The following is an 11,583-nucleotide window of genomic DNA, read 5'->3' as shown; positions in this document are numbered from 1 at the left end:
TTCCCGCGACGGTACGTCGCCGCCGGGCTCAGCCGAGCGGGATCTGACCCAGTGCGACGCCCACGACCAGCATCGTGAGCGAGACGATCGTCGCACGCCACAGCACCTTGCGGTGGTGGTCGGCGAGCTGCACGCCGGCGAGGGTGACGAGCAGCAGGATCGCGGGCACGAGCGGGCTCTGCATGTGTACGGGCTGGCCGGTGATCGAGGCGCGGGCCATCTCGACCGGTTCGATCCCGTACTGGGCGGCGGTCTCGGCGAGCACCGGCAGCACCCCGAAGTAGAAGGCGTCGTTGGTCATGAAGAACGTGAACGGAATGCTGAGCACACCCGTGATCACCGCGAGGAACGGTCCGAGCGCGTCCGGGATCACCCCGGTCAGCCACAGCGCCATCGACTCCACCATGCCGGTGCCCTGGAACACCCCGGTCAGCACGGCCGCGGCGAACACCATGGCGACCACCGACACGATGCTCGACGAGTGCCGGACGATCGCCTCGGACTGGTCGGCCACGCGCGGGAAATTCACCGCCAGCGCCAGACCGGCGGCGATCATGAACAGCACGGGGATGGGCAGGACGTCGAGGCCGAGGACGACGAGCAGGGCGACGGTGAGCAGGGCGTTGAACGGCAGCAGCTTCGGTCGCAGCGTCGCGCGGTTCGGATCGAGGGCGGCGGCGAATCTCCCGGTCTCGTCGTCGCTGCCGTCGGCGTCGGCGCCCGGACCGGTCCCGGTCGCTCGGGATCCGCCCGATCCGCCGGAGCCGGTCGATCCGCCGCGGCCGACACCCGCCAGGACCGGTTCCGCGGTCCACACCAGCTTGCCGAGACGCCGGCGTTCCATGACGCCGAGGTGCAGCGCGAAGCCGAGCACGACGACGAGGCCCACGAGCAGCGAGGGGATCATCGGCACGAACACGTCCGACGGGGACAGGCCCAGGGCGCTGGCGGCACGGACCGTCGGCCCGCCCCACGGGATGATGTTCATCGTCGCGTTCGACAGGCCCGCGACGACCGTCAGGATCACGGGGCTCACCCGCAGCTTCAGGTACAGCGGCAACATCGCCGACGTCGTGATGATGAACGTGGTCGAGCCGTCGCCGTCGAGGGAGACGATCATCGCCAGCACCGCCGTGCCGACGACGAGCCGCGCCGGGTCGTCGCGCACGAGTCGCAGGATCAGCCGCACCAGCGGGTCGAACAGGCCGACGTCGATCATGATCCCGAAGAAGATGATTGCGAAGAACAGCAGCGCCGCGGTCGGGGCCAGGTCGGTGACGCCGTCGATGATCATGTCGCCGAGATCGAGTCCGGCGCCGGCGAACAGCCCGAAGGCGACCGGGACCAGGATGAGACCGACGACGGGCGTGGCCCTCTTGGACAGGATCAGGTACATGAAGACGGCGACCATGAGGAAGCCGAGGAAGACAAGCATGATCTGCTCGCTTTCGTCTGGGACGGTGCGGAGGAGGTTCGAGAACCGGGTCGCTGCCCGGTGTGATCCCTGCTACACCGAAGTGTGAGGCCGCCCACTACGAGTGGTCACCGTTGCGTGCGATAGCCCCGTTGTGCGCATTCTGCTCGAGTCGACTCGACCCCTCGCGGCGGGTTTCTCCGGCCGTTCCCGGGGTAGCCGTATGCATGGGTGCACGGGGCACAGCAGAGGGACGGACCACCCGCAGCGACGCCGGCCGAACGACCGGCAGCAGGGAACGACCGCCCCGCAGACGGACGGCCGCCACGAAATCGACGACCGCGACACCGGCCACGGCGAAATCGACTACGGCGAGGTCGACCACCGCGAAATCGACCACCGCGAAATCGACCACCGCGAAATCGACCACCGCGAAGTCGACCACCGCACGGACAGGCACCGCGAGATCGGCCACCACGCGGTCGGGCACGACTGCGCCACGGCGGACGGACACCGCGAAATCGGCCACCGCGAAATCGAGCACCGCGCGGTCGAGCACGACTGCGCCACGGCGGACGGATCCGGATCGGCGAGCTGGACGCGCAGCCGGAACCCGTACGGATGCCCCACGGCGCGGCCGGAGGCAGGACACCGCCACACGCCGGACCCGTCCACGGACGCCGACCGCCGAGGGGCAGGCCCGCTCGCGGACTCGGGAAAAGCCGCATACGTCCACCGGCTCCCGGCCCCCGTCCTCCGAGCGTCCGCCGGTCGCGGCATCGGAACGCCGGGGATCGACAGGACACGCCGACCACGCTCCGCGTCGCAAGCGGCGGCCCTTCGCGGCCGCCGTCGAGTGGCTGAAGACCCACGTTCGCCGACTCACCCGAGCGGTGCGGAAGCGCCTGGACGCGGTGATGCGCGATGTCCCCGGCTCGACGGACCGGCTCATCGATTCCGTCACCGAGGGCAATGCGAGCAGAAGAGCCGTCCTGAAAGGCGCGAAGGCCGCCCTGACCGGCAAGAACCCCGTGTGGGTCGCCGTCAAGGGTCTGCTCTCCGGTCTGAGCACCAGGACCAAGATCCTGCTGGCCCTCCTCGTCGTCCTCGTCGCGCTGCTGGCTCCGGTCCTGCTCGTGGTCGCCCTGCTGGTCCTGCTCGTCGCATGGCTGGTCGCGGCGGTACGGGCCGCCACCCGGTGAGCGTCCCTCGACACCACTCCCCTCGACACCACCCACAGACAGCCCCGACAGGGCTCCACCGTGGCAGGCCGGTCGCATAAGCTGACCTCGTGCGTCGTTTCGACTTTCCCGTGGACCTGCCCCACGCCAAGGCCGTGAACCAGACCGTCGCCGAGGTGCGGCGACTGCGGGTGTCGGCGATCGTGCTGGCGGTGCTGTTCGCCGCAGCCGCCGTATGGCTGATCCTGATCGGCCGGGCGTGGTCCTTCGTCGTCGCGGCCGTGGTGGTCGTCGCCGCGCTCACCGCCGCGTGGGTCGCGGTATGGGCTCCGCGCAAGGTGGGCGCGATCCAGGACCTGTACCGGGACAGCCCGCTGGTTCCGGCCGTGGTCTCCGAACTCCGGCCGCGGGGGATGACGCTGCTCGCACTCGTCGACATTGCCAAGCCGGAGACCGGCGGCCACCGCTACGCCCTGGTCGCCCGGGACGTCACGGCCGTACCGGGACATCGGGTGCGAGTCGGCGAGCGCGTGCCGTCCGTCGCGGTGTTGTCGGACCGCACCACCCGCAACACGAGCGGCGTATGGCAGATGGTCAGCCCGATGCCGATTGCGTGGGGCACCCGGGACGCGTCGGTGCTGCGCGAGGCCGCCGCCGCGATCGACGAGACCGAGTGGAAGGTGCTCGAGAGCAAGCTGTCCCGCTCGGACGAGGTCGCGGCCAGCGAGGAGCGCCGGCTCGTGCTGGACCCCGAGGACCTGCCCGCCGACCTGCGCTGACCATGCGCCCCGTCGTCCTCACCGGAAGCACCGTCGTTCTCACGGTGCCCCGGCCGGGCGACGTCGATGCGATCACGGCCGCCTGCCGGGACCGGTCGATCGCGAGGTGGACGACGGTCCCGGACCCCTACACGCGGGCGGACGCGCAACGGTTCGTCGGCGACGTGGTGCCTGCGGGCTGGGCGGCGCACAGCCCGGTATGGGCGGTGCGGACGTCCGCCGACGGTCCGCTGCTGGGCACGATCGGGCTGATCGAGCGGGACGCATCGGCAGCGGAGATCGGGTACTGGATCGCCCCGGCCGCTCGCGGCCGCGGACTCGCGACGGAATCGGTGAACCTGCTGTGCGACTTCGCTTTCCGATCGGACGGACTGAAACTGGACCGCATCGAGTGGCGGGCGCTGGCCGGGCACCGCGCGTCGGCGGCGGTGGCCCGCCGCGTCGGCTTCCGCTTCGAAGGCGTACAGCGGCGGGGAATATTGCAGCGCGGGGTACGGCACGACGCGTGGGTCGCGGGCCTGTTGCCCGACGACCCACGCGTACCGGCCGACGGATGGCCGATGTGATCGGCGGGGCCGGTCAGAGCAGTTCGGGCAGGACCTCCTTCTCGAACAGCTCGATGCCCGAGGTGTCGTAGGCGGCTTCGGGGAAGTAGAGGATCGCGTACGTCATGCCCTGCTTCTTCAGCGCCGTGAAGTTCTCGACGATCTGCTCGGGCGTTCCCACGGCGGGCAGACCCCGGAAGGCGTCGAGCGCACCGTCGGCCTTCTCCGGCCCGACGTACGGTTCGAGCCGGGCCCGCAGCGTGTCGAGACGCTCCTGCACCTCGGCCTCGGTGCGGCCGATGGCGACGTTGTAGTTCGCCGAGCGCACGATGGCGTCGAAATCGGTGCCCACGTCGGCGCAGTGTCCCCGCAGGATCTCCGACTTGTGCGCGAAACCCTCCGGGGTGCCGTCGAAGTTGGTGTACTGCGCGTACTTCGCGGCGATCTTCAGCGTCACCTTCTCCCCGCCACCGGCGATCCACAACGGGATGCCGCCCTCCTGCAGCGGCAGCGGCCGCACGACGGCACCGTCCACCTGGTAGTGCCGGCCGTGCAGGGTGGCCGTGCCGGTGGTCCAGGCCTGACGGAAGATCTGCACACCCTCGTCGAGGCGGCGCAACCGTTCCGGCGCGGACGGGAAGCCGTACCCGTAGGCGCGCCATTCGTGCTCGTACCATCCGCCGCCGATGCCCATCTCGATGCGGCCGCCGGAGACGATGTCCGCGGTCGCGGCGACCTTCGCCAGGTAGGCGGGGTTGCGGTAGCCCATGGCGGTGCACATCTGCCCGATCCGCACCTTCTCGGTGACCGCGGCGAACGCCGACACCAGCGTCCATGCCTCATGGGTGGCCTCGTCGGTGGGCAGCGGCACGGTGTGGAAGTGGTCGTACACCCAGATCGACTCCCACGGTCCGCTGTCGGCGCGCCGGGCGAGATCACGCATCACCCGCCACTGCTCGGCGGGTTCGATGCCGACGAGGTCGAGCCGCCAGCCCTGGGGGACGAACATTCCGAATCGCATGGGGGATTCCTGTCTTCGAGGTCGGGGCCTGCATGCCGGCCGGTGACGGCGACGCCGCCCGCCGGCCGATCCCCAGTATCGCGGACCGGCTCCGCTCGCGCGGGGTTGCCTCCGCGCGAGCGGGGCCGCGCAGTCAGGCCGTCGCCGCTCGAGCCCGCGCAGCCCCGAAGCGGGCGGCCGGACGGTCGAGTCCGTAGTGGCCGCGCAGCGTCGTGGCCGTGTACTCGGTGCGGAACAATCCGCGCTCCTGCAGGATGGGGACCACACGGGTGGTGAAGTCCTCGAGACCACCCGGCAGGTAGGGCGGCATGACGTTGAAACCGTCGGCGGCTTCGCGGTCGAACCACAGCTGCAGATCGTCGGCGATCTGTTCGGGGGTGCCGGCGACGGTGCGGTGCCCGCGGCCGCCGCCGAGCTTCCCGATGAGCTGGCGCACGGTCAGGTGCTCGTTCTCGGCGAGGTTCTTCACCAGTTCGTAGCGGCTCTTGTTGCCCTGGATCCGGTCGAGCGGCGGCAACGGGGGCAGCGGTGCGTCGAGAGCATGTTCGGTGAGGTCCACCCCCACCATCCCCGAGAGCTGACGCAACGAGTATGCCGGTGAAATCAGGTCGGTGAACTCCTGCTCGAGCGCCTTCGCCTCGGCCTCGGTGTCGCCGATGAACGGCACGATCCCGGGGAGCACCTTCAGGGAGTGCGGATCCCGCCCCGCCCCGGCCACCCGCGCCTTCAGATCGCGGTAGAACGCCTGTCCCTCGGCCAGGGTGCGCTGCGCGGTGAAGACCGCCTCGGCGTACCGGGCGGCGAAGTCCTTTCCGCTCTCCGAAGACCCGGCCTGCACCAGGACGGGGCGGCCCTGGGGTGAGCGCGGCGAGTTCAGTGGGCCACGCACCTTGAACCGCGCACCGTCGTGGTCGATGGTGCGCACCTTGGCCGGATCGGCGAACCGGCCGCCGGCGACGTCCAGCTCGACGGCGTCGTCGTCCCAGCTGTCCCACAGGTCGACGGCGACGTCGACGAATTCGGCGGCGCGGTCGTAACGGCCGGCGTGGTCGGGGGTCTCGTCGTAGCCGAAGTTGGCTGCCTCGTCGGCGCCACCCGAGGTCACGATGTTCCAGCCGGCGCGGCCGTGGCTGATGTGGTCGAGCGAGGCGAACTTGCGGGCGAGAGTGAAGGGTTCGTTGTAGCCGGTCGACGCGGTGGCGATCAGGCCCACCCGCTCGGTGACGACGGCCATCGCGGACAGCAGGGTGATCGGCTCGAAGACCGCCTGGATGTTGTGTTCGACGCGGGGACCGGTCGCGAGGCCGTCGGCGAAGAACACCGAGTCGAGCTTGCCGCGTTCGGCGATCTGCGCGAGCTCTTGGAAGTGTGCGACGTCGAGGACACGGCGCTCGTCGGTGCGGGGGTGCCGCCAGGCGGCCTCGTGGTGGCCGACTCCCATCAGGAACGCGTTGAGGTGGAACTGCTTCGGGGACTGGGACATGACAACCTATCCGGGTGTGTGGGAACGAGGGGACTACCGGTCCGCGCGCCAGCGGGAGAGCCGGCGCTCGACCGCGACGAGGATCCCGTTGAAGGTCAGGCCGACGAGGGAGATGGCGACGATGCCGGCATACATGTTCGGGATCTGGAAGTTGAGTTGCGAGGCGGTGATGAGATAGCCGAGACCTGCTTTGGCGCCGACCATCTCGGCCGCAATGAGCACGAGGATCGACGAGGCCGCGGCCATCCGGATGCCGGTGAAAATCGTCGGCACGGCAGCCGGCAGGATCACCTTCTGGAACAGGCGGTAGGAAGGCAGACCGAGGGAACGGGCCGATTTGACCAGCAGCGGATCCACCGTGCGCACGCCGGAGATGGTGTTGAGCAGGATCGGGAAGGTGCTCGCGTAGATCACCAGCGCCACCTTCGAGGTCTCGCCGATGCCCAGGATCAGGATGAACACGGGCAGCAGTGCGAGCGCGGCAGTGTTGCGGAACAGCTCCAGGATCGGATCGAGGAACTCGGCCACCGGCCGGTACCAGCCGATCGCCACCCCGAGCGGGATCGCGACGAGCACTGCGATCACGAATCCGGTGACGGCCCGGGACAGGCTGGCGCCGAGGTGTTCGACGAGCTGGCCACTACCGATCAGCTGGGTGAATGCCTCGGCGACCACGGTGAAGGGCGGCAGGAACACCTCGTCGACGAGCCCGAACCGGGGCGCGGTCTCCCAGACCGCGAGGAAGGCGAGGATCGCGACGGCCGGTTTCACCCTGCGCCACACGAAGGCACCGACCCGGCGTCCGGCCCCGGCGCCCGGTGCGGACGCGGGCGGCGTGGATCGCTCCTCGGCGAGGACGTCGTCGAGCTCGGCCGGGGCGATCAGGGTTGCGCTCGGACTAGACATGCTGCACCTCCGGGATTGCGGCACCGTGGTTCTGCGCGCGCTCGATCTCCGAGTGCAGCAACGACCAGATCCGGTGCCGGTAGTGTCGGAACGCCTCGCCGGACCGGACGTCGTCGACGGTTCGATCGATGTCGATGTCCACGACGGTCTTGATCCGCCCGGGCCGGGACGTCAGCACGGCGACGCGCTGTCCGAGGTAGATCGCCTCGTCGATGCCGTGGGTGATGAACAGAATGGTCTTGCCGGTCTCGTGCCGGATCCGCAACAGCTCGTCCTGCAACGACTCCCGGGTCTGCGCGTCGAGGGCGGCGAACGGCTCGTCCATGAGGAGCACCTCGGGGTCGAACGCCAGGCTCCTGGCGATCGCGACGCGCTGTTTCATGCCGCCGGACAGCTCGTGCGGATAGCGATCGCCGAACCCGCGCAGCCCCACCAGCTCGAGGTAGTGCTCGGCGAGCTCGCGCCGCTGCCGCCGGGGCAGGCCCTTCGCTTCGAGACCGAATTCGATGTTGTGCCGGGCGGTGCGCCACGGCAGGAGTGCGTACTGTTGGAAGACGATGCCCCGGTCCAGTCCCGGCCCGGTGATCGGCTGTCCGTCGAGCAGGATCCGTCCCGACGTCGGGCTGCTCAGCCCGCCGAGAAGGTCGAGCAGCGTGGACTTTCCGCACCCGCTGGGACCGACGAGGACGAGGAGCTCACCGTCGGCGACGTCGAGGCTGACGTCCTCGAGGGCAGTGAACGCGGTGTTCGTACCGCGGACCGGGAACTGCTTGGTCACGTGCTCGAGACGGAGCTTCGGGGTGGTGCTCATTTCGCCTCCTCGACGGGTTCACCGTTCGGACCGCTCGTCGGTTCGTAGGTGCCGTTGGCGTAGGGGTTGAATTCGTTGGTGTAGATGTCGGCCGGGGTGAACGTGCCCTCGGGCAGTTCGCCGTTCCGGGCGAGCCAGTCGAGCCAGGTCTGGATCTCCTGTTCGGTGATCGTCCCACCCGGGCCGGCGACGCCGGGGCTCTTGTAGAACTCGACGAGGTCGGTGTTCTCGTTGCGGCCGCGGCCGTTGATGATTTCCTTGTACTCGGCGATGACCTCGTCGCGTGGGGTGGTCTGCGCCCAGCGAATGGCCCGCGCCGTGCCCTGCACGAAATCCACCACCGCGTCCCGGTTCTCGGCGATGAAGTCGTCTCGGAAGACGTACGTACCGTAGCTGAACGCCCCGAACAGGGACTCGTCGGTGAACAGCGGACGGATCCCGCCGCGCGAGACCGCGGTCTCGCGGAACACGCTGCCCAGGGTGCCCACGTCGATCTGCCCCTCCCGCAGCGCCTGCTCGGTGTTCACCGGGGGCACCACGATCAGTTCGACCTGCCTGATCTCGTCCGGGGTCAGTCCCTGCCGGGCGAGCCATTCGCGGACGAGGAACTCGTGGTGCGCGCCGAGCGTGTTCATCCCCACCTTCTTGCCGATCAGATCCCGGGCGGTGCGGATCGGGCTGTCCTCGAGCACGTAGTAGCCGTTGAACGACTCCTCGTCGGAGCCGTAGTAGCTGATGACCGACGTGATCGGCGAGTTGGCGGCGGCGAGCTTGATGACGGCGCCGTTGAATGCGCCGCCGAACTCGGTCTGGCCGGTGGCCGCAGACTGGATGTCCTGCGGACCGCTGGTGGTGTCACCCACCCAGTCCAGCGCGACGTTCTCGTAGTAACCGAGGTTCTCCGCGAGTTCGGGATAGGTGACCTGGCCGGCCGAGCCCTGGTAGCGCAGGACGGTGCGACCGTCCTCGGTGGTGGTGGTCTCCGACCCCGAGGAGCAGGCCGCGACCCCCGCGGCGAGGGTGACGAGAGTGGCTGCGACCGCAGCCGACCGGACCAGCCGGCTGCGCAGCGTGGAATACGACATCGCGAGAGTTGTCCCTTACGTTCGGCGAAGAGGCCCGGCACAGCGGGCACGGAGAAGTGCGGTGCGGCGACGGCGAGGCGTCCACGACACCGGGATTCGCGGTGCAGCAACGGAAGATCGAGCGCCGGCGGCCGGACGGGCCGGACGGGCGGGCTACACCGGGAGGGTCAGCGACAACAGTCCGGACACTCGTACACGGTGGTCTCCTTCTGCGGCGATCGGACTCCGGAAGTCTGGCCCGGGCCGCCACGAGGGGTCAACGCTTCGGCGCATCCGTGTGCGAATCCCTTGACATGCCCGATCCGCTACCGTAACGGCCGCGCTCCCGATGCCCGTACGATCGGCCCATGCGCACCGCCGTGCTCGCCGACGCCTTCGAGCAGCATCGGCCGCACCTGCTCTCCGTCGCCTACCGGCTGACCGGCAGCGTCGCCGACGCCGAGGACGCGGTCCAGGACGCCTGGCTGCGTCTCGACCGCGCGGACGCGGACGGCATCGACGATCTGCGGGCGTGGCTGACCACCGTGGTCGGACGTCTGTGCCTGGACCGGCTGCGGTCGGCAGCGGTACGTCGCGAGAGCTACGTCGGCCAGTGGCTGCCCGAGCCGATCGTCACTCCCCTCGGCGGACCGGCACCCCCCGATCCCCTGGAAGCCGTTGTGCAGCAGGAGGACAGCCGGATGGCAGCGATGGTCGTGCTGGACACGCTCACCCCGGCCCAGCGCGTCGCGTTCGTCCTGCACGACGGGTTCGCGGTGCCGTTCGACGAGATCGCCGCCGTTCTCGACGTCACGCCGGCGTCCGCGCGCCAGCTCGCCTCCCGCGGCCGCCGGGCCGCCGCGGCCGCGCCGCCGCCCGTGCCGGCCGCCGAGCACGTCGAGGCGGTACAGCGGCTGATGACGGCCCTCGCCTCCGGGGACCTCGCGGCGGTGGTTGCGGCGCTCGACCCCGAGGCCCGGGTCATCGGGGACGCGGGCGGCACCACCCGCACCGCGATCAACGTCGTCGTCGGCGCCGAGCGGTTCGCCCGGTTCTTCCTCGGCCTGATGCAGCGCTACGGCGCCGAGGCGTTCCTGGCCGGCACGCCGGCGCTCGTCAACGGCGAACTGGGGTTCGTCAGCGCCGGTTCCCCCGGCGACGGGACCCACCGCGCCTTCGCCGGACGGGTCATCGGCTGCACCGTACGTGACGGGCGGGTGTGGGCGGCCTACGACATGGCCAATCCCGACAAGCTCCGCGGCGTCCGCCTCGACGGCTAGAGTCGCGGTCATGGAGCCCCGACTGAGCTTCGTCACCCTTGCCGTCGCCGACCTCGAGCGCACCCGGCGCTTCTACGTCGAGGGGCTCGGCTGGTCGCCCGTCGTCGACGTGCCCGGCGAGGTGCTGATGTTCCAGGTCGGACCGCACCTCGTCCTGTCCCTGTGGGACGAACAGCACTTCGCAGCCGAGGTCGGTCCCGTTCGATGGAGCGGCGTCCCGCCCGTGACGCTCGCCCACAACGTCGCCGACCGAGCGGAGGTCGACCGGGTGCTGGACACCGCCCGCCGCGCCGGAGCCGATCCGGTCTCCGACGCGGTCGAGCGTGAGTGGGGCGGCTACACAGGGTATTTCGCGGACCCCGACGGATTCCGGTGGGAGATCGCCTGGAATCCGGGTCCCATCGGTCAGCTCGTGCTGCCCTGAGCCGCGTCGTCCTGCAGCCACGGCACCCGGCACGCGTCGGTGCTGAACCCCTGCTCGTGGATGCCCAGGGCCGAGTTCATGCGGGCCCGCATGTTCTCGAGCGCAATCTGGTAGGTCAGTTCCACCACCCCGGCCCGCCCGAAGCGCCGCTCGAGGTCGGCGACCTGCTCGTCCGTCACCGTGACGGCCGCGCCGCCGGCGCCGCCGGCTCCCGTCATCGCGTCGGCGTACGCGATGGCCGCACGCTCGTCGTCGCTGTAGGCGTCGGAGGTTGCGTAGTCGGCGATGTGCTCGAGGCGGTCCACGTCGAGGCCGTCGAGCCGCTGCAGCATCGTGCCGAAGTCGACGCACCAGGAGCACCCGACGCTCCAGGCCACCCGGTACACCGCGAGTTCGCGCACGTGGGGCGGCAGCACCGTCGAGGCGCGCTCGACGAGCGTCTCGTGCACGGCGCTCGCCCGCATCAGCGCCGGATGGTGGGCGTAGACGGCGAACGGCTCGGGCACCTCCCCGAAGCGGCGCCGGGCCATCCGATAGGCGATCTTCGTAGTGACACCGGCCTCGGCCGGTGTCACCGCAGGAATACGCGCCATGTTCCTACTCCGTTCCCCGGGTCCCGGACGGGACCGTTCACCTCTTCGGACGAGACAGCCCCGCCGGATGTGACACGACCGC

General features: G+C 70.1%; 13 protein-coding genes. 5 read left to right on the top strand and 8 right to left on the bottom strand.

All coding sequences use genetic code 11. The features are described 5' to 3' along the window. Positions 1 to 28: 28 nt before the first annotated feature. Positions 29 to 1,435 (bottom strand): CitMHS family transporter, encoded by a 1,407-nt coding sequence (locus AC2IPW_RS05420; protein ID WP_054371181.1) that lies wholly within the window; start codon positions 1,433 to 1,435, stop codon positions 29 to 31. A gap of 97 nt (positions 1,436 to 1,532) precedes the next feature. Continuing rightward, complete coding sequence (locus AC2IPW_RS05415) at positions 1,533 to 1,973, bottom strand: hypothetical protein (protein ID WP_486376443.1); 441 nt, start codon at positions 1,971 to 1,973, stop codon at positions 1,533 to 1,535. 358 nt (positions 1,974 to 2,331) lie between these two features. Between AC2IPW_RS05415 and AC2IPW_RS05410 the strand changes: the two genes are divergently transcribed. The 3 genes from AC2IPW_RS05410 (at position 2,332) to AC2IPW_RS05400 (ending at position 3,940) form a co-directional block, all read left to right on the top strand. Beyond that, the gene (locus tag AC2IPW_RS05410; protein ID WP_486376442.1) at positions 2,332 to 2,616 is read left to right on the top strand and encodes a hypothetical protein; all 285 of its coding nucleotides are present in this window, start codon (positions 2,332 to 2,334) and stop codon (positions 2,614 to 2,616) included. Positions 2,617 to 2,705: 89 nt separating this feature from the next. Then, the gene (locus AC2IPW_RS05405; protein ID WP_486376441.1) at positions 2,706 to 3,374 is read left to right on the top strand and encodes a DUF3239 domain-containing protein; all 669 of its coding nucleotides are present in this window, start codon (positions 2,706 to 2,708) and stop codon (positions 3,372 to 3,374) included. A 2-nt stretch (positions 3,375 to 3,376) separates the two neighbouring features. Next, positions 3,377 to 3,940: a GNAT family N-acetyltransferase gene (locus AC2IPW_RS05400; protein ID WP_416062855.1), complete on the top strand. Its 564-nt coding sequence runs from the start codon at positions 3,377 to 3,379 to the stop codon at positions 3,938 to 3,940. Between the two features lie 13 nt (positions 3,941 to 3,953). Here AC2IPW_RS05400 and AC2IPW_RS05395 read toward each other — a convergent pair whose 3' ends face one another. From AC2IPW_RS05395 to AC2IPW_RS05375, 5 genes are all read right to left on the bottom strand, one after another. Next, positions 3,954 to 4,940, bottom strand: a complete 987-nt coding sequence (locus AC2IPW_RS05395) for an LLM class F420-dependent oxidoreductase (RefSeq protein WP_486376440.1) — start codon at positions 4,938 to 4,940, stop codon at positions 3,954 to 3,956. A gap of 133 nt (positions 4,941 to 5,073) precedes the next feature. Beyond that, positions 5,074 to 6,423: an LLM class flavin-dependent oxidoreductase gene (locus tag AC2IPW_RS05390; protein WP_416062853.1), complete on the bottom strand. Its 1,350-nt coding sequence runs from the start codon at positions 6,421 to 6,423 to the stop codon at positions 5,074 to 5,076. Between the two features lie 33 nt (positions 6,424 to 6,456). Further along, positions 6,457 to 7,329 carry an ABC transporter permease gene (locus tag AC2IPW_RS05385; RefSeq protein WP_416062852.1) on the bottom strand — a complete coding sequence of 291 codons (873 nt, stop codon included), beginning with the start codon at positions 7,327 to 7,329 and terminating at the stop codon, positions 6,457 to 6,459. Further along, positions 7,322 to 8,140: an ABC transporter ATP-binding protein gene (locus AC2IPW_RS05380; RefSeq protein WP_416062851.1), complete on the bottom strand. Its 819-nt coding sequence runs from the start codon at positions 8,138 to 8,140 to the stop codon at positions 7,322 to 7,324. The genes AC2IPW_RS05385 and AC2IPW_RS05380 overlap by 8 nt, the downstream gene beginning before the upstream one ends. After that, positions 8,137 to 9,225 carry an ABC transporter substrate-binding protein gene (locus AC2IPW_RS05375; protein WP_371382885.1) on the bottom strand — a complete coding sequence of 363 codons (1,089 nt, stop codon included), beginning with the start codon at positions 9,223 to 9,225 and terminating at the stop codon, positions 8,137 to 8,139. Before AC2IPW_RS05375 ends, AC2IPW_RS05380 begins: the two co-directional genes overlap by 4 nt. Before the next feature lie 347 nt (positions 9,226 to 9,572). Between AC2IPW_RS05375 and AC2IPW_RS05370 the strand changes: the two genes are divergently transcribed. Together AC2IPW_RS05370 and AC2IPW_RS05365 are read left to right on the top strand one after the other, a co-directional pair. After that, positions 9,573 to 10,484: a sigma-70 family RNA polymerase sigma factor gene (locus AC2IPW_RS05370; RefSeq protein WP_416062849.1), complete on the top strand. Its 912-nt coding sequence runs from the start codon at positions 9,573 to 9,575 to the stop codon at positions 10,482 to 10,484. Between the two features lie 10 nt (positions 10,485 to 10,494). Beyond that, positions 10,495 to 10,908 (top strand): VOC family protein, encoded by a 414-nt coding sequence (locus tag AC2IPW_RS05365; protein ID WP_486376439.1) that lies wholly within the window; start codon positions 10,495 to 10,497, stop codon positions 10,906 to 10,908. On the opposite strand, the gene AC2IPW_RS05360 is transcribed toward AC2IPW_RS05365, so the two are convergent. After that, entirely contained in the window at positions 10,890 to 11,501 is a 612-nt protein-coding gene (locus AC2IPW_RS05360; RefSeq protein WP_040782174.1) for a carboxymuconolactone decarboxylase family protein, read from the bottom strand. The genes AC2IPW_RS05365 and AC2IPW_RS05360 overlap by 19 nt on opposite strands. Between the last annotated feature and the right edge of the window lie 82 nt (positions 11,502 to 11,583).

This window comes from Rhodococcus sp. NS-SX18 (assembly GCF_057367935.1).
This window is presented reverse-complemented; position numbering and strand designations above follow the sequence as displayed.